Origin of the sequence: Henriciella aquimarina (assembly GCF_002088975.1) — a bacterium.
In the GTDB taxonomy this organism is placed as follows: Bacteria; Pseudomonadota; Alphaproteobacteria; order Caulobacterales; family Hyphomonadaceae; genus Henriciella; species Henriciella aquimarina.
On the sequence record NZ_NCST01000032.1, the window covers coordinates 25,426 to 42,323 of the forward strand.

At 61.2% G+C, this 16,898-nt stretch carries 17 protein-coding genes; 12 read left to right on the forward strand and 5 right to left on the reverse strand.

What is annotated here, in order from left to right; all coding sequences use genetic code 11:
* The first annotated feature begins 121 nt into the window (after window positions 1-121).
* On the forward strand, window positions 122-1,219 hold the full coding sequence (locus B8784_RS04860; protein WP_084396487.1) for a CaiB/BaiF CoA transferase family protein: 1,098 nt from the start codon (window positions 122-124) through the stop codon (window positions 1,217-1,219).
* Between the two features lie 334 nt (window positions 1,220-1,553).
* Entirely contained in the window at window positions 1,554-1,925 is a 372-nt protein-coding gene (locus tag B8784_RS04865) for a helix-turn-helix domain-containing protein (RefSeq protein WP_084396488.1), read from the forward strand.
* On the opposite strand, the gene B8784_RS04870 is transcribed toward B8784_RS04865, so the two are convergent.
* Window positions 1,922-2,896, reverse strand: coding sequence for a LysR family transcriptional regulator (locus tag B8784_RS04870; RefSeq protein WP_158085579.1), 975 nt, complete (start codon window positions 2,894-2,896; stop codon window positions 1,922-1,924). The two genes, B8784_RS04865 and B8784_RS04870, sit on opposite strands and share 4 nt — an antisense overlap.
* Window positions 2,897-3,023: 127 nt before the next feature.
* Between B8784_RS04870 and B8784_RS04875 the strand changes: the two genes are divergently transcribed.
* Window positions 3,024-3,593, forward strand: a complete 570-nt coding sequence (locus tag B8784_RS04875; protein ID WP_143435294.1) for a hypothetical protein — start codon at window positions 3,024-3,026, stop codon at window positions 3,591-3,593.
* 80 nt (window positions 3,594-3,673) lie between these two features.
* Window positions 3,674-4,234 carry a GNAT family N-acetyltransferase gene (locus B8784_RS04880; RefSeq protein WP_233355970.1) on the forward strand — a complete coding sequence of 187 codons (561 nt, stop codon included), beginning with the start codon at window positions 3,674-3,676 and terminating at the stop codon, window positions 4,232-4,234.
* Window positions 4,235-4,279: 45 nt separating this feature from the next.
* Here B8784_RS04880 and B8784_RS04885 read toward each other — a convergent pair whose 3' ends face one another.
* Both B8784_RS04885 and B8784_RS04890 read right to left on the reverse strand, forming a co-directional pair.
* Window positions 4,280-4,912 (reverse strand): protein-L-isoaspartate(D-aspartate) O-methyltransferase, encoded by a 633-nt coding sequence (locus tag B8784_RS04885; protein WP_084396492.1) that lies wholly within the window; start codon window positions 4,910-4,912, stop codon window positions 4,280-4,282.
* A gap of 86 nt (window positions 4,913-4,998) precedes the next feature.
* Entirely contained in the window at window positions 4,999-5,895 is an 897-nt protein-coding gene (locus B8784_RS04890; RefSeq protein WP_084396493.1) for a LysR family transcriptional regulator, read from the reverse strand.
* A gap of 248 nt (window positions 5,896-6,143) precedes the next feature.
* On the opposite strand from B8784_RS04890, the gene B8784_RS04895 reads away from it, so the two are divergent.
* The 8 genes from B8784_RS04895 (at window position 6,144) to paoC (ending at window position 13,387) form a co-directional block, all read left to right on the forward strand.
* Complete coding sequence (locus B8784_RS04895) at window positions 6,144-6,650, forward strand: hypothetical protein (RefSeq protein WP_233355971.1); 507 nt, start codon at window positions 6,144-6,146, stop codon at window positions 6,648-6,650.
* Entirely contained in the window at window positions 6,635-6,841 is a 207-nt protein-coding gene (locus tag B8784_RS22155; RefSeq protein ID WP_407646467.1) for a hypothetical protein, read from the forward strand. Before B8784_RS04895 ends, B8784_RS22155 begins: the two co-directional genes overlap by 16 nt.
* A gap of 49 nt (window positions 6,842-6,890) precedes the next feature.
* Window positions 6,891-7,364, forward strand: a complete 474-nt coding sequence (locus B8784_RS04900; protein WP_084396494.1) for a (R)-mandelonitrile lyase — start codon at window positions 6,891-6,893, stop codon at window positions 7,362-7,364.
* A gap of 108 nt (window positions 7,365-7,472) precedes the next feature.
* Window positions 7,473-8,858, forward strand: coding sequence for an MFS transporter (locus tag B8784_RS04905; RefSeq protein ID WP_084396495.1), 1,386 nt, complete (start codon window positions 7,473-7,475; stop codon window positions 8,856-8,858).
* A 90-nt stretch (window positions 8,859-8,948) separates the two neighbouring features.
* Window positions 8,949-9,431: a cyclophilin-like fold protein gene (locus B8784_RS04910; RefSeq protein WP_233355972.1), complete on the forward strand. Its 483-nt coding sequence runs from the start codon at window positions 8,949-8,951 to the stop codon at window positions 9,429-9,431.
* Window positions 9,432-9,614: 183 nt separating this feature from the next.
* Complete coding sequence (paoA, locus tag B8784_RS04915; protein ID WP_084396496.1) at window positions 9,615-10,256, forward strand: aldehyde dehydrogenase iron-sulfur subunit PaoA; 642 nt, start codon at window positions 9,615-9,617, stop codon at window positions 10,254-10,256.
* Window positions 10,253-11,203 carry an FAD binding domain-containing protein gene (locus tag B8784_RS04920; protein ID WP_084396497.1) on the forward strand — a complete coding sequence of 317 codons (951 nt, stop codon included), beginning with the start codon at window positions 10,253-10,255 and terminating at the stop codon, window positions 11,201-11,203. Before paoA ends, B8784_RS04920 begins: the two co-directional genes overlap by 4 nt.
* A gap of 3 nt (window positions 11,204-11,206) precedes the next feature.
* Window positions 11,207-13,387: an aldehyde oxidoreductase molybdenum-binding subunit PaoC gene (paoC, locus tag B8784_RS04925; protein ID WP_084396498.1), complete on the forward strand. Its 2,181-nt coding sequence runs from the start codon at window positions 11,207-11,209 to the stop codon at window positions 13,385-13,387.
* A gap of 99 nt (window positions 13,388-13,486) precedes the next feature.
* Here paoC and B8784_RS04930 read toward each other — a convergent pair whose 3' ends face one another.
* On the reverse strand, window positions 13,487-15,703 hold the full coding sequence (locus B8784_RS04930; RefSeq protein ID WP_233355973.1) for a vitamin K epoxide reductase family protein: 2,217 nt from the start codon (window positions 15,701-15,703) through the stop codon (window positions 13,487-13,489).
* Between the two features lie 50 nt (window positions 15,704-15,753).
* A protein-coding gene (locus tag B8784_RS04935; RefSeq protein WP_143435295.1) for an IS3 family transposase occupies window positions 15,754-16,892 on the reverse strand; the annotation gives its coding sequence in 2 pieces (ribosomal slippage) (window positions 15,754-16,634 and window positions 16,634-16,892; 1,140 coding nt in all).
* Window positions 16,893-16,898 lie beyond the last annotated feature (6 nt).

The following is a 16,898-nucleotide window of genomic DNA, read 5'->3' on the forward strand; positions in this document are numbered from 1 at the left end:
TCCCCACGCGCAAGCCGACGTCGGGGAATGGCTTGGCAGCCGGGCGCGCACGCCTATGGTCCGCAGCTGAACGGGCGCTCCAGGCGCACCGGCGATCCATTTTGATTGAAGGGAGAAACAGATGGCCAGCGGACCGCTTGATGGAATCAGGATTGTGGAATTTCAGGGGATTGGGCCCGGGCCATTCTGCGGGATGCTCCTCTCCGATCTCGGCGCAGATGTCATCCGAATCGACCGCGCGGGCGGGGGCGGACGCGCCGCGACACCGGCCAATGTCGAATCGCGGGGGCGCCGCTCGATTGCGCTCGACCTCAAGAACCCGGACGATGTCGAGAAGGCCCTGAAGTTGATCGAGAAGGCTGACGGGCTGATCGAGGGCTTCCGGCCGGGTGTCATGGAACGCCTCGGTCTTGGGCCCGACGTCGCTCTCGAGCGCAATCCGAAACTCGCCTATGGCCGCATGACGGGCTGGGGTCAGACAGGCACGCTGGCCCACGCCGCCGGGCACGATCTGAACTACATCGCCTTGACCGGTGCGCTGGGTGCCATGGGCCGGAAGGGCGAAGCGCCATATCCGCCGCTCAACCTGATTGGCGATTATGGCGGCGGCGCGCTCTACCTTGCCTTCGGCCTGCTCGCAGCGATCCTGAGCGCGAAGTCCACCGGGGAAGGCCAGGTCATCGATGTTGCCATGACCGACGGGGCGGCCTCGCTCGCCTCAATGTTCTACGGCATGCGAGCCATGGGAGTCTGGAGCGATGAACGCCAGGACAACCTTCTGGATGGCGGTGCACACTTCTACGACTGCTACGAAACCAGCGATGGCAAATATGTCTCCATCGGTTCGATCGAACCGCAATTCTATGCGCTACTGCTGGAGAAAGCCGGCCTGACCGATCCGGACTTCAAGAGTCAGATGGACCGCAAGAAGTGGCCGGAGCTGAAGGAAAAGATCGCAGCCGTCATGAAAACAAAGTCTCGCGATGAGTGGTGCGAGATCATGGAAGGCACCGATGTCTGCTTCGCACCGGTCCTCTCAATGGCAGAAGCGCCCGATCATCCTCACAATGTCGCGAGGAAGACCTTTGTTGACTATGAGGGCGTGACCCAGCCAGCGCCCGCTCCCCGGTTCTCGAAAACACCGGGTGCGATCCAGCGCGCCCCGGCCAGTCCGGGCGCCCATACCGACGAAATCCTGAAGGACTGGAACATCTCCTAGGGGATGGTGCCACCGGACGGGGCAGTCGTCACGAACTGTAATGAACATGGGACAACAACCTATCATTTATTCTGTTCAGACTGGACCTGATAGGGAGTAGATGTCAGCGCTTAACATATAGCGACTACGTTGAGTTCAAGCGCTGATGTCCTTCTTGCTAAACCTCGGCCGTCCTGACAGGGCGGCCGTTTTTTTATGCCCCACCATTGCTGGTCATTCGGCCCCAGTGTTGCAAAATTTTAAACACATCCCCTGCTTGCTGTTACACGATCTAAAGTCGAAAGTGCCGCCCAAGATGCAGTCTGTATCTTTGGTTGCAAAGTGAGGGAAATAGATGTCGACAGTTTTACTGGCTTCGCCCAGAAAGGTTAGCGATGCCGATCGCGGGATCGGTCAACTTGTCCGCCAATCGCGCCGGCGGGTCGGAATGACCCTTGACGATCTCGCAAAGAAGCTCGGTCTGTCCTATCAGCAGGTTCACAAATATGAGAACGGGACGAACCGGATCAGTGCGGGAACGCTGGCAGCAATTGCCAACATATTGAGCGTTCCGGTCGAGCACCTGTTTCCCGAAGACGCCTTTATCGACACCGAAGGCAAGAACGGCGAACTCGATCAGATGCGCGGCGAAATCAATCGCCTGATCCGCACAATTGACGACCAGAAGAAGCTCGAAGCGATCGTCACCATTCTGAAAACGGTCTAGGCGCTGCTTTTCCGCCGCTCCCCATCAACGGATGAGCCAATGCCCCGCTTGTCTGGATGCACGAACGTGTCCATGAACCAGGGCGATACATCCGGGGAGAATTGCCGTCGAATCCAGTCGATCACGATGCGTCCGCGGGAAAGCTGTTGCAGGCGGTGCGTGTAGACGATCCAGAAACGGATAGGCGCAATCTCCTGCAGGTGAAGCGGCTTTAGCCGTGGGTCGATCTCGGCGAGATAAGAGGGCAGCAGGGCAATCCCGGCGCCCGCGGCACAGGCTTCGCGTAGAACGGTGCCGGAATTCGTGATGACGGCATATGTCAGCGCCTTCTTCAGGTCATGCGCCCGGGTCGACCAGCTATCGATCTGATTGATGTAGCCCGAGTGCAGAAGGCAGGAGTGGCCCTGCAAATCGAACAGGCTTTCGGGATAGCCCTTGCGCTCCAGGTATTCGGGCGCGGCGAAAAAGATGTAGTGCAGGACACCCGCCTGGACCGATTGCAGGTCCCGGTGCCGCGGCTCCGAAAAGGCCAGCGTGATGTCAGTCTCGTCGCCAAGCAGGTCGGGCTCGTGATTGGTAATGCTGATATCCAGCTCGATGCCGGGATTGGCGTCATGAAAAGCCGGGATGGAGCGCGTCAGCCAGTGTGGGACCATCCCGTCGCCCGCCATGATCCTGATCTTGCCAGTGGCTTCCAGGTCGAGATTGCAGACCTCTGACCAGATGGAATTGGCCTCGCCATTGATGGTCTGGACATGGCGCGCGACCATGCGGCCGGCTTCCGTCAGCTCAACCCCGCGAGGGGAGCGAACCAGAAGCTCGCAATTCAGCTTCCGTTCCAGATCATCAATCTTCCGGCTGACCGTCGGCGTTGATTCCCCAAGCCGTTTGGCAGCAGCCGTAAAGCTCTTGAGTTCTGCGACAGCGCCAAAAACGCGCAACTTGTCCCAGTCCAGCCTGTCCACACTCATCGGCTGATTTCCTTTGTCTACCGGAGCATTCTCCAACTTTGGTGCACCGCAAAACAAAAAAAGTAAATTGCGCAGTTGACAACTTACGCGCGAGTTTTCAGTTTTCTCCCGCGTAGGGAGAATTTCGATGTCCATTCACCAGCAGGTTGTATCGCATACTGGGTCACCATACTGCTATGTCGCCCCGGAAAAAATGGAGCAGGCGATGGGGGCGCATGGCTTGCACCGCTGCCGTAGCGACGAAGTCAAACACGCCCTGGCGCTTGGCGAAGCGCTTCTGGGGGCGCCTCTGGCACGCGCAGAAGTTGTCTCCACGCTGGATGCGATTACGCAGATGACCTTCTGGGTCACCGGCCAGCCGGTAAATGGTCTTTATCTCACCCTCCCACTGACGGAGGAGGGGCGCAGTGCCGTCGAGGATGGCACGTTCCGCCCGGGTGACCCGGCCCTTCGCCATGTCGCGCCGGCGCGAACACCGATCTTCGGCCTGTATGTCGGCGTCTATGCCGGTGCCACCAAGGATGCCCGGCGAAATATCATGGCCGCCTCCGCCACTGTGCGTGTGGCTCTTTATGGTCCAGTCCCATGCTATGCGCGCGGGGCAACGGAGGATGGTGCCCGCTCTATGCTGAGCCTTGGCTTCCGGCGTTTTGAGGGCGGCCTGTCGGATCTGTTTGTTTTTGACCCGGTCTGTTAACCATGATTGGGCGATTGCCTTATCCGGATGTGGGCACAGGGGCCCTGCGGTCGCCCCCATCCTCACGCCACTTTGATGCGGTGACAGTCCGCGTCACCCGCGGTTTTGACGACCTGCAGAAGGTCTTTGCCATCCGGGCTGCTGTCTTTTTTGCCGAACAGGCTTGTCCGTACGACGAGGAGTACGACGGCAATGATCTTGCGGGATTGCACCTGCTGGCGCTGCAGGATGATGAGCCTCTAGCCACGCTGAGGCTGCGATGGTTTGCGGGGTTCGGAAAAATCGAACGGGTCTGCATTCTGCCAAAGGCGCGTGGGCGGTATCTCGACCGGGTCCTGCTGGCGCATGCCTGCGAACTGGCCGCGCGCAAGGGCTATCGCGTCATGCTGGGCCAGATCCAGGCACGGCTCTGGCCGCTCTGGTCACGCGTCCTGAAATGCCAATTGCGGGAAGAGAGACCGGTCTTCGCATTTTCCGGTTATGACTACCGCGAAATCCTCATCCCTTTGCCGCGCCATCCCGCGGCCCTGTCGCCGGCAAGCGATCCGCATGTCCTGATCCGTCCGGAAGGAGACTGGGACCAGCCGGGCATACTGGAAAGATCCGGCATGCCGGCGGTCCGAACAGGGCAGGCGGCATGATCCGCTGCGGCGGGTCGAACGGGCTTGAGGCGAGAGGCTGAGAAACTAGCCCTGGATCAGCGGGACAAAACTCACGCCGCCCGCTTCCGAGGCCTCCCAGCGATCCTCATTGACCCGGACCAGCCGTGTCAGGACCTGTCGTCCATCTTCGGTTGCAACCGGCATGACGAGCCGTCCGCCAGTGACGAGTTGGGCCTGCAGGGCAGGGGGCACCGGGCCGGCAGCGGCGACGAGAATAGCGTCAAAAGGGCTTTCCTCTGGCCATCCCAGCGTGCCATCGCCGGTGCGGATGGAAATGTTGGTATAACCAAGCGTGTCGAGTGTCTTTCGGGCCCGATGCGCCAGGGTCTCATGACGCTCGATGCCGTAGACGTGGCTCGCAATTCTGGCGCAGACGGCAGCGGCATATCCCGAGCCCAGCCCCACATCCAGCACTCTGTCGTCTGGCTCGATAGCCGCCAGTTCAACCATCAGGGCAACGATATAGGGCTGTGATATGGTCTGCCCGTCGCCGATTGGAACCGGGCCATCCTTGTAGGCTTCCGCGCGATATTCAGCCGGCATGAAGCGTTCACGCGGCACTTCTGCCATCGCGGCAAGGACACGTTTGTCTGAAATGCCGCGCGCAACGAGCTGGGTTTCGACCATCTCTTCGCGCAGAGCCCTGTAATCCGTCATGCTCTCAGTCTAGCACAAGCACACTTGCCTGCGTGGAAAACGGGAAGGAGTGCCTTTTATTAGCGCGGCGTTGGAGACGTGGCCTGTCAGTCGCCCGTATAGCGCAGGGCGTCCAGAATGACGCTGAAGGCCGGGGAGCCCTTTCTGCGATGGGGATAATACAAGAAGTATCCGGGGAAGGGCGGGCTCCAGTCTTCCAGGACGGCAACGAGGTCGCCACGGTCCAGATCCTCACGGACGAGACCTTCCGGCACATAACCCAGCCCATAGCCATTGCGTGCGGCCTCGGCGACCGGTCCGATCGTGTTGAAGGTGAGCTGGCCATCCACCCGCACGCGTATCTCGCGACCGTCCTTTTCGAACTCCCAGGCATAAAGCCCGCCATGTGTCGGGAGACGTAGATTGATGCAGGTGTGGTCTGTCAGATCCTGAGGCGTTCTGGGCGGCGGATTGTTTACAAAATAAGAGGGCGCGGCCACGGCAAGCATCCTGAAATCCGGCCCGATCCGAACAGCGATCATGCCTTCGGATACCTGTTCGCCGAGCCGCACGCCGGCATCGAATTGTTCGGCCACGATGTCCGTCAGGCCATAATCGGTGACAATCTCGACCTTCAGGTCCGGATACGCCTTCAAGACAGGGGCGAGTTTGGGCCAGAGAATGGTGTCGGCGGCATAGTCGATGGCCGTGATGCGAATGATGCCGGCCGGCCGGTCCTTCAGCTCCAGCACGCCTTCAAGTTCTGCTTCCATTTCCTGCAAGTGCGGTTCGAGACGTTCCAGCATGCGTTCGCCCGCCTGAGTGGGGGTCACCTTTCGCGTGGTCCGGTTGAGAAGGCGGATGCCGAGACGGTCTTCCAGGCCGCGAATGGAATGGCTGAGGGCCGATTGCGACACCCCGATCTGGGCCGCAGCCCGCGTAAAGCTGCCCACGCGCGCGACCACGATGAACGACATCAGGTCGACAATGTTTTCTCTCAGCATTGATAAACAGCCCTCATAAGACCTTCCGCATTATACCAGATTAATCGTGAATTCGTTTATTGCTATCACTTGGCCGACATTTGTCGGCTTGGGAGCCAGCCTATCCATGAGCTGTACTCATATAAGCCAGCTAGCAGGATGCCATTCACAAAGGGCCCGACTGACACACATTTCAAACGGACCGATACTGATGACCGTCATTGCCTCCGGAAAGTAGGGATACCATGCGCCCGAAGATAACCTGCCACATGATCACTTCGCTTGACGGACGCCTTCATCCGGGGCGTTGGAGCGATCCGGTCGGCGACACGATCGATCACCTTGTCACCCAGCATTATGACACAACCGCCGAGACGTTTGACGCCGACGGCTGGATCGTCGGCCGGAAGTCCATGGCGGAGTATCTCGGCGAATATGATGCCCCGGAGCTGCTGGCTTCGCCACGCTCCAGACCACCCCATATGGTCGAGCGCGACGGGCGACAGCTTGCGATCGTCATTGATCCGTCGGGCCGTATCGCCTTCGATAGCGGCCTCGTCGATGGCGAACAGGCTGTCAGCATTCTGTCGGAACGGGTGAGCGACGAGACCCTTTCCCAGCTTCGCGAGAAGGGGGTGGCCTATGTTTTTGCAGGCGCTGACGGGCATGATCTGGGCTTGGCGCTCGACTGGCTCGGCCAGATGATGGAGACGTACGGCACCTGCTGCTTGAGGGCGGCGGCGCGACGAACGGGGCCTTCCTGGCTGCCGGTCTGATCGACGAGGTCAGCACGCTGATCTGTCCAGCCCTTGATGGCCTGTCCGGCGTACCGGCCATCTTCGAACACCACGGTCCTCCAGGAAGCCATCCCGCCGCCGGTCAGCATTTGCGCCTGCACGACTGCAAGATTCTGGAAGGCGGCGTCGTCTGGCTTCGCCACGAAGTCCATCATGCGCGGAAAGAATGAACCCCGACCGCTCTCTCCACGTAATTTCCTCACATGAAAGGAGAACTCCATGTTCAAACTCACCGCGACGGTCTTTGCGGCCGCACTCACCGTGTCCGGCGCCTGTGCGCAGAGCCAGGAAATCAGCGAGAATGGCAGCCGCGATGCGACCGTCGGCTCCGCCGATTATTTCACCGGCACCGCTCTTATTGAACCGGTCTATTCCAATAGCGATCCCTTCGTCGGAAGTGCCGCCAAGGTCACCTTCTTCCCGGGCGCGCGCTCGAACTGGCACACGCACCCGGCCGGTCAGCGGCTCGTCGTGACGGAAGGCAAGGGCTGGGTCCAGGAGGAAGGCCAAGACAAGCAGGTTCTCCGTCCTGGCGACGTCGTCTGGTGCCCGCCGGGTGTGAAACACTGGCACGGCGCGACCGCCACGACCTCGATGAGCCATTATGCCATCCAGCAATTCAAGGACGATGAAACCGTCGTCTGGATGGATCCGGTGACGGACGAGCAGTATAACGCCGAACCGGCGCAATAACCTTCTTCACAGTCATGCCGGAGCGGCCGGTTATCGCCGCCGCTCCGGTCGCATGCCTCCATCCTCTCTGGCGCGGGACGGGAAATCCGGCCCCGTGAGATCTCCTTCATGCCCGAACAAGACAAAAGACGCACCGCGACCCTGATCATGGTGTGCGGCGCGACCATGCTTGCGCTGATCGTCTTCACCGTGCCGCTGACGACGCTGGCACCAACTGCCGAAGCGCTCTCCGCCGGGCCCGGCGCGCAGGCCTGGTTCCTCAGCGCCATGCCGCTCGGGGCCGCAACCGGCCTGCTCGGTGCCGGAGCGCTTGGGGACAATCATGGCCGTCGGTCGGTCTTCCTGTGGGGGCTTTGCGTCATGATGGCGGCGTCTGTGGCCGGCGCCATGGCGCCGACGCCTCTGGTCCTTATCCTGGCCCGCGTAGCTCAGGGGCTTGGCAGTGCGGCTGTCATGGCCTGCGGACTCGGTCTGCTGAAGGCGGAATTTCCCGACAGCCGCGCGCTCGCAAGTGCGAGTGCCTTCTGGGCGGCCTCTCTTGGGAGCGGGGTGGCGCTCGGCCCCATCCTGGCAGCTTTTCTGACCACTTTTGGTGGCTGGCCAGCGGCCTATTGGGGCACTGGTCTGATATCGGCCATTCTGCTTCTCGTGAGCTTCGCTGTTCTGCCGCATACGGCAACTGACAGCCGCAGGCAGGTCGACTGGCTGGGGACGATCACCCTGATGGTCGGGCTCGCCATGATCATGTCCGGACTGACGGAAATGCGGCTGGGTCTGGCGCGCTCGAGCGTGCTCATTCTGATCGGCGCCGGCGGTCTCGCAATCGGAGCGTTTCTGTGGATCGAATCGCGATTGCGAGCCCCCCTGATCGACCTTTCGCTTTTCCGCAATCCCGGCTTCATTGGCGCGACAATGGCCGCCTTTGCGTCCGGGGCCGGCATATTGGCGCTCATGACGCTCGTGCCAACCTTGCTGGAGCGCGCGATGGGCGTTGACCCGCGCGTCGCCGCTTTTGTTCTCTGTGCCTGGTCGGCGACGAGTGTCATAACCGCGCTTGGAGCAAGGTGGCTGCCGGAAGGCCTCCCGCCGCGCTACCTGTTGCTGGGCGGTCTTCTGGGGTGCGTCCTGGCCCAATTTACCTTGCTTGGTCCTTCACAGGAGAGTTCGGTTCTGAGACTGCTGCCGGGGCTCTTTCTGGCGGGCGCGGCCAATGGCATCCTCAATGCCGCACTGGGCCGGCAAGCCGTTGAGACGGTTCCGCATGAGCGTGCGGCGATGGGCAGTGGCGCCAATAATACGGCGCGCTATCTCGGATCGGCTATCGGCATTACCCTGGGAGCTGTGCTGATCGCGCATGGCGCCGAAAGCGGCGGGATGAGCGGCCTTCTCACAGGCTGGAACGAGGCCGTGCTGGCCACGACGGCCTTCTCGCTGCTCGGTGCCGTCATCGTGGCCGTCGCCAAGCCCCTGCCGGAGCGATCCTCGGCCGCTTAGCTGCAGTCTCTCCGGTATTGATGAACCACATTCATCACAGGAAGCGAATGAAAGGCCCTAATCGCTCAGGGGACGAACATCTTAAATGGGATGGCAACCGCAGACCCGAGCCTCAGTATGCCTCGCCCGCCGATCCTCTGGATTAGTCTCGCCGCGATGTTTGTCTGTGCCGGCCCGGCCATCGCGGAGACACAAGCCGACCAAGGGAAGAACCAAACCATGACAAGGATCAACGTCATCATCGAAGGCGAAGTCCTTTCGGCGACACTTGATGACACCGTCGCGGGCCGCGACTTCGCCACCATGCTTCCGCTTGAGCTGACGCTTACGGATTTCCATGGTGCTGAAAAGATCGCGGACCTGCCGCGCGCACTGGACCTGTCGGAAGCTCCAGCCAGCTATCGTCCGGAGAAAGGCGACATCACGGTGTATGCGCCCTGGGGGAACCTCGCCATCTTCTACAAACCCTTCCAGACGTCTCGTGGACTCGTTCGGCTTGGTGAATTCGATGGGTCGATGGAGGCCCTGATCAAAGAGACGGACATCCCCGTGCGTATCGAAAGAGTCGACTGATCGGCCGGGGAGGGCCGACGGCGAAGCGTATCCCTGAGAGATGAGATGGTCCGGGATTTAGTTCCATGAATCTCATTCATGGAACTGATGAGCCAACACCGGGTTCAGCTCATATGTCATTGCCCTAACATAATGAGCGCCAGCATGGCCCCCGATGCGCCCGCAGACAGGAAAGGACTTCGTATGAACCTGCCTATCGAGTTTCAGCTGCGCCGCAGGACTTTGTTGATCGGCACGGCCGCCTCGGCTGCAGCGCTTCGGTTCGCCCAGACAGCCCAGGCTCAGACGCCGGTGTCCAAACCCGCTGGGGCTGAAAAGTCGGCGGTAACCATGACGGTCAACGGCGAGACAAAAACCCTTGAGCTCGACCACCGCACGACCTTGCTCGATGCCCTGCGTGAACATCTGAAGCTGACAGGCACGAAGAAAGGCTGCGACCACGGCCAATGTGGCGCCTGCACGGTTTCGGTAAATGGCACGCGGGTCAATTCCTGTCTCAGCCTGGCGGTCATGCATGAGGGCGACGAGGTCACTACGATCGAAGGTCTCGGCACACCGGACAATCTCGATCCGATGCAACAGGCCTTTGTCGACCATGACGGCTTCCAGTGCGGCTACTGCACGCCGGGCCAGATCTGCTCGGCCAAGGCTGTGATCGACGAAATTCGCGCGGGCGTCCCCAGCCACGTAACCAGCGACCTGACATCCCCCATTGAGATGAGCGGGCCCGAGATCCGAGAGCGCATGTCGGGCAATATCTGCCGCTGCGGGGCTTATTCCAACATTGTCGAAGCGATCACTGAGGTCGCGGGAGAGCAGGTATGAAATCCTTCTCATATGAACGTGCATCGAATGCCGGCCAGGCCGCCGCAAGAGCCGCCGAAGTTCCGGGCGCCATGTTCGTCGCAGGCGGCACCAACCTTCTCGACCTGATGAAGCTGGAAATCGAGACGCCTCGCCACCTGATCGACGTCAATGGCCTTGGGCTCGACAAAGTTGAAGAGACAGAGGAGGGCGGCCTGAGACTTGGCGCCCTGGTCAGCAATACCGACCTCGCTGCGGATGACCGGGTGCGCCGGGACTATCCGGTCCTGACACGTGCGCTGGTCGCCGGGGCTTCCGGGCAGTTGCGCAACAAGGCGACGACGGCGGGCAACCTGCTGCAGCGAACACGTTGCCCGTATTTCTATGACACGGCCATGCCGTGCAACAAACGCTCGCCCGGGGAAGGGTGCGGCGCACTATCGGAAGGCGCATTTTCCCGCCAGCTCGGCATCATCGGCACGTCGGATTCCTGCATCGCCACCCATCCCTCCGATATGGCCGTGGCGCTTCGGGTACTGGACGCTGTCGTGGAGACGGTAACGCCATCCGGGGCGACACGGCGCATTCCGCTGGAAGAGTTCCACCAGCTGCCAGGCGATACCCCGGAAAAAGAGACCGCGCTCATGGACGGTGAGCTGATTACCTCTGTCGTCTTGCCGGCACCCGTCGGCGGCAAACAGGCCTATTACAAGGCGCGTGACCGGGCCTCCTATGCGTTCGCCCTCGTTTCCGTGGCGCTCATTCGCCAGCCGGATGGCAGCGGCCGTGTTGCACTTGGCGGTGTCGCGCCAAAACCCTGGCGGCGGCCCGAAGCCGATGCAGAGCTGCCGAATGGCGCCCGCGCGGTGATGGCGCGCCTGCTCGATGGCGCCCGCCCGACCGAGGAAAACACCTTCAAGATCACTCTGGCCGAGCGCACGCTCGCGTCGATGCTGGCCGAGGAGTAAGTCATGGAATTCAACAAGCCCGCCGACCAGAACCTGTTCGACCGCTCCAAGGTGGTCGGAAAGCCGCATACGCGCATCGATGGTCCGCTAAAGGTTTCCGGTCAGGCGCCGTATGCCTATGAGCGTCACGACGTCGTCGATGGCCAGCTCGTCGGCTACCCGGTTGGGTCGACCATCGCCAAAGGCCGTATCACCTCGATGAATACCGAGGCCGCGAAAAAAGCCCCCGGCGTGAAGGCCGTTGTCACGACCCTCGACATCGAACCGCTCGGCATATGGGACTATAACGCCGCCCGCCTGTTCGGGGGTGACAAGGTCGAGCATTATCATCAGGCCATTGCCGTGGTTGTGGCCGAGACCTTCGAGCAGGCCCGTGCGGCCGCCGCCCTCATCGAGACGAGCTATGATGTCGAACAGGCCAAGTTCGATCTGAAATCCGAATTCGAACGTCTGCAGGGCACCGGTGAGCCGGATACGGTCGGCAATTTCGACGAAGCCTTTGCGGCGGCGCCCGTGACGCTGGATGAGGTCTACACCACACCATCGGAGTCGCACGCGATGATGGAGCCGCACGCGTCCATCGTCGACTGGTCGGATGGCGGCGACATGAAACTCTGGACGTCGAACCAGATGATCGAATGGGGTCGCCAGGCCCTGGCGAAGATCTTCAGCATCGACCCGGACAGGATTTCGCTTGAAAGCCCTTATATTGGCGGCGGTTTTGGCGCAAAACTCTGGGTCTGTTCCGACGCCGTGCTGGCGGCTGTCGGCTCCCGCGCCGCCGGGCGACCGGTCAAGCTCGCCATGCCGCGCCCGTTCGTGGCCAACAATACGACACACCGCTCGGCGACGATCCAGCGGATCAAGATCGGCGCGGCCGAAGACGGCAAGATCACCGCGATCAGCCATGAAGCGGCCTCGCACACCTTGCTGGGTGGCAGTGGCGAGAACGCCATTGCGCAGACGCCGTACTTCTATGCCGGCGACAATCGCTACATCATTCATCACCCCGTCGAGATGAACCTGCCCGAGGCAAATGCCATGCGGGCCCCGGGTGAAACGGCCGGCCTCATGGCCCTCGAAATCGCCATGGATGAAATGGCGGAAAAGCTGGACATGGACCCGGTCGAGTTTCGTATTGCCAATGATACCCAGATCAAGCCCGGCAATCCGATGAAACCCTTCTCGGACCGGCATTTCGTCGAATGCCTCAGACGTGGAGCAGATGCTTTCGGCTGGGCCGATCGCAACAAGACACCCGGCGGACAGCGTGACGGTAACTGGCTCATCGGGCATGGCATGGCCGGCGCCTATCGCGGTGCCCCGACCATGAAGTCCGGGGCGCGCGTCCGGCTCAAGGATGGCTCGCTGACCGTTGAAACCGACATGACCGATATCGGCACCGGCTCATACACCATCCTTGCGCAGACGGCCGCCGAAACGATGGGGCTGCCGCTCGAGGCCGTCGATGTCCAACTCGGCAAGAGTTCCTATCCCGTTTCGTCCGGTTCGGGCGGCCAGTGGGGCGCGGCGAGCTCGACGGCAGGCGTGTACGCTGCCTGTGTCGCGCTGCGCCAGCAGATTGCCGAGCGTCTCGGGCTTGAAGATCCACGCTTCGAGGGTGGAAATGTGGTCGATGGCGATATGGAAACCGCCTTGGTCGATATCGCCCAGGGTGAAGAACTCGTGGCCGAAGACACGATGGAATTCGGTGACTTCAAGAAGAACATGGTCCACGCCACCTTTGGGGCGCACTTCGTGGAGGTCGGTGTCCATGCCGGCACGGGCGAAACCCGCGTGCGCCGCATGCTGGCAGCCTGCGATGCCGGGCGGATCCTGAACCCCATCACCGCGCGCAGCCAGGTCATCGGTGGCATGACCATGGGCACGGGCGGCGCCCTGTCGGAGGAACTCGCCCTCGACCAAGGGCGCGGTTTCTTCGCCAATCACGATCTCGCCGGCTATGAAGTTGCCGTTCATGCGGACATCCCGCATCAGGAGGTGATCTTCCTGGACACGCTCGACGTGTCGGCCACGCCGCTGAAGGCGAAAGGGGTCGGCGAGCTCGGCTTGTGCGGCGTTGCCGCGGCCATCGCCAATGCCGCCTATAACGCCACGGGCGTGCGTGTGCGGGACTATCCGGTCACGCTCGACAAGATGATCGACAAGCTGCCCGCGATCTGAGGCGGATATTTCCTCGATTTCCGGTGCTCAAACTCAAACCGCCAAAGCGGCAATATTCTGCGGGTAGGACAAAACCCGCTACCGGAACGTGACTTCCCTTCAGATAATGTACCGGCTCCACTGGCCGTACACATGGTTGATCTTGCCACGGGGAAAGCTCAGGGCTGCGATGGCGAGCCCCACCGCGAGATCGGCGCCGGTCTGCAGCAAGCTCGCCTGAACGATAAAGGGCATCAAGGCGACAGCCATGCCGAGGAAGATATTCAACAGCCGCACTGTGCGGGTCGGCTCGGCAAGTGCTGTCACGGCCACGGTTACCGTCAGGGCACCGAGTAGATGTTCGGCATTCGCCAGGTTTCCGTCGCTGCCAAGCGTCACGCGTGTGAACATGAGCCATACGCCGAGAGCAATGCTGGCCAGCAGCGTCCAGGGGAACGTCATGCCCCCGCCGACCATATCCTTGAAGATCCGGCCTGGCGGGCGGAGGAACTCATCCTCCAGACGCTGATCATCACCATCGTCTGTGTCGCCCCGGAAGAGAACCCAAAGAACGGGCCGCCCCTTCTTTTTGCGGCGGGCCAGAAACTGGATGGTCGCCAGCAGCTCATCGACAGAATAGGGGATCTGGATCAGCATGGCGGCGGCGGCGATCAGGCAGAGCGTGCACCACGTACCAAGGATAATGGGCTGGATGATGATGAAGGTGATCGAGACGACGCCGAGCGGCACGATCATGATCCCGAAGGTAAGAACCAGCCACGGCATCGTCCGCCAGCGCCGCGACGAGCCCACGACACCTGTCAGGATTTCCAGCAGATAGGTCAGGGCGCCAACACCGGCGTCGGGGACGGGCCAGGCTTCGGAGACTCGCGAGGTGACGATTTCCTCCGTCCCGTTCTTCGCATTATGGCTTGCGCCGGAGAAGAAGGGCTCCCAGACACCATCGATATGGCCGAGCTGGTAGGCGGTGAGATGCCGCGAGATCATGAAGCCGATAACGGCGAGCGCGATGATCGGCACGCGCTGGAACCAGCTGGACGGGCAGAAATCCCAGCCCGGCGGAATCGTGGGGCCGGTCACTGCGGCCGGCTGACTGACGCCGGGTGTGGGCCGCGCGAGAACGGCGAAGCCGAAGATCAGGGCACCAGTGACCGTATCGTTCATGTAAACAGCACCCGTGGGCGCCCAGAAGACAAGTGGCGCAAACATGACCCATGCGCCGATTGCGGCAATCGGCCAGCGCACGAGGCGCAGTTTCCATGACAAGGACAGAAAGCCCAGCAGGACCACGAGGCCGCCGCTGATAATGTCACTCCAGATGAGCGGCGTTGATTCATAGGCAATCATTGCCGGGCTTGTCGCCAGCCAGACCCCCATGATCATATTCAGGAAGGGCGCCCAGATAAATTGACTGTGCTGGCTGATTGATTCCCGTTCGGCTTCGGCGCGCACCCGTTCTGGATCATGGTCTTCTTCGGCTGCTGCCGCCATCCAGTTGGGCGGCCCGATCCCGTTGGCCTCATACCAGCCCGCTGGATCAGCTTTCAGGTTAGCGACCATCTCCGGAAGCACATCGCGGATCCGATGCTGAGGTTCCCAGCCAAGCAGGCGCCGTGCTCGCTCAATGTTCAACTCATAATGGTCGTCCGCCATGTCGACCATGAAGGGTCGGATAAAGGGCTTTTCACCCTGATCGATGTCATCGGGCACAACGGGCTCGGACTTCGATTCCAGCCAGGCTCCGAGCGAGGCGACAGGCTTGGGCAGTGTGAATGTGCGCCAACCGGGCTCGCCATGGATGAGGCTTGCAATTTCCTGCTGCAGCTCTCCATAACTGAGCGTTTCGGGCTCACCGATAAGTATGGTGTTTTCGTCTGGCAGATCTTGCCGACGCTCAACGACGCGCTTGAAGGCGTCGACCATATCCCCCTTGTGGACGAAGGCCTGTCCAACCGCGAGCGAGCCGGCATAGGCATGCCCGTGCGGATTGCGCTCGTAAATCCGCCGAATCTGTTCCGATAGTGTCGGGACGGCGGAATGTTCGTCATAGACGCCGGCGAGGTGGAGCAGGGTGTAGGGAATGCGCCCATGTTCCTGCCGGATCACGTCTTCCGCGGCGGCTTTCGATTTGGGATAGGCCCATTTCGGATTGAGGTCGGTTCCTTCGGAGATTGGCTGGCCCGGATCACTCGCCTGATGGACCAGCATCGTCCCGGAATAGATGAAGCGCTCAACCTCGAAATCCTGCAGCGTTTTCAGCAGGTGACGTGTCCCTTCAACATTCAGAGTCTCGTAAAGCGGATTGGTCTGCCCCACCGGAGTGGTCCACCAGATTTATTAGCCCGGCGGTTCCCACGTAGCGGCGTTCATGCCGCTACCTCCCCACAGTAAGGCGGTATGAACGCCGCGGGCAAGATGGCTTGTGGCGCGGGCGGTCGGTAGCCCAGAGAAGAGTGCGGACGCGCGGTGTTGTAATGCCACCGCCAGGTCTCGATCAGGACTTTCGCCTCCCTGAGATCATAGAAGATTTCCCTCGCCAACAACTCGTCTCTGAGCTTGGAGTTGAAGCTCTCGCAGTAGCCGTTCTCCCAAGGCGAACCGGGTTCGATATAGAGCGTCTTCACGCCGATCCGGCCAAGCCACTCGCGCAGGGCCGTGGCGATGAACTCGGGGCCATTGTCGGAACGGATATGCTCCGGCGGGCCATGATGCACGAACAGTTCGCCCAGCGTGTCTAGGACATCGCGGGAGTTGAGCTTGCGTTCGACACGAATGGCGAGGCATTCGCGAGTGAACTCATCAATCACACACAGCATGCGGAACACCTTGCCGTCATGCGTGCGGTCCTGAACGAAGTCATAGGACCAGACATGGCCCTTGTGCATCGGCCTCAGCCGGATGCAGGAGCCGTCATTCAGCCAGAGACGGCCTCTCTTTGGTTGTTTCATTGGCACTTTCAGCCCTTCACGCCGCCAGATGCGATACACCCGCTTCTCGTTCACATGCCAGCCATCCCGTCTCAGCAGGGCCGTGATCCGGCGGTAGCCATACCGGCCGAACCGTTCAGCCAGGGCGATGATGGCCGCTGTCAGCACATCCTCGTCCTGGCGTGGCACACGCGGCTTGCGCTGGGTGGAACGGTGCTGGCCGATCACGCGGCAGGCCCGGCGCTCGGTTGCGCCGAGTGTCTCCACCACATGATCGACCGCCTCGCGCTTGCGTGAAGGGCTCAGAACTTTCCCTTGATGACTTCCTGCAGGATCTGGTTGTCGAGGGTCAGATCAGAAATGGCGCGACGCAGCCGCGCATTCTCCTTCTCGATCTCCTTCAGCCGTTTGGCCTGGCCAACCTGCAGCCCGCCATACTCCTTGCGCCACCGATAGTATGTCTGTTCCGTCACCCCGATCGAACGCACGGCCTGACCCGTCGTCTCACCCCGCGCGAGGCGGACCTCCACCTCCCGCAGCTTCGCTATGATCTCTTCAGGCGTTGATCTCTTGCCCATGTCTCA

Excerpts from the sequence above, each read along its gene's own strand:
- B8784_RS04920 (WP_084396497.1), top strand. The coding sequence starts at position 10,253 with ATGAAATCCTTCTCATATGAACGTGCATCGAATGCCGGCCAGGCCGCC.
- B8784_RS04905 (WP_084396495.1), top strand. The coding sequence starts at position 7,473 with ATGCCCGAACAAGACAAAAGACGCACCGCGACCCTGATCATGGTGTGC.
- paoA (WP_084396496.1), top strand. The coding sequence starts at position 9,615 with ATGAACCTGCCTATCGAGTTTCAGCTGCGCCGCAGGACTTTGTTGATC.
- B8784_RS04910 (WP_233355972.1), top strand. The coding sequence starts at position 8,949 with ATGGCAACCGCAGACCCGAGCCTCAGTATGCCTCGCCCGCCGATCCTC.
- B8784_RS04860 (WP_084396487.1), top strand. The coding sequence starts at position 122 with ATGGCCAGCGGACCGCTTGATGGAATCAGGATTGTGGAATTTCAGGGG.
- paoC (WP_084396498.1), top strand. The coding sequence starts at position 11,207 with ATGGAATTCAACAAGCCCGCCGACCAGAACCTGTTCGACCGCTCCAAG.
- B8784_RS04865 (WP_084396488.1), top strand. The coding sequence starts at position 1,554 with ATGTCGACAGTTTTACTGGCTTCGCCCAGAAAGGTTAGCGATGCCGAT.
- B8784_RS04900 (WP_084396494.1), top strand. The coding sequence starts at position 6,891 with ATGTTCAAACTCACCGCGACGGTCTTTGCGGCCGCACTCACCGTGTCC.
- B8784_RS04890 (WP_084396493.1), bottom strand. The coding sequence starts at position 5,895 with ATGCTGAGAGAAAACATTGTCGACCTGATGTCGTTCATCGTGGTCGCG.
- B8784_RS04895 (WP_233355971.1), top strand. The coding sequence starts at position 6,144 with ATGATCACTTCGCTTGACGGACGCCTTCATCCGGGGCGTTGGAGCGAT.
- B8784_RS04875 (WP_143435294.1), top strand. The coding sequence starts at position 3,024 with ATGTCCATTCACCAGCAGGTTGTATCGCATACTGGGTCACCATACTGC.
- B8784_RS04885 (WP_084396492.1), bottom strand. The coding sequence starts at position 4,912 with ATGACGGATTACAGGGCTCTGCGCGAAGAGATGGTCGAAACCCAGCTC.
- B8784_RS04870 (WP_158085579.1), bottom strand. The coding sequence starts at position 2,896 with ATGAGTGTGGACAGGCTGGACTGGGACAAGTTGCGCGTTTTTGGCGCT.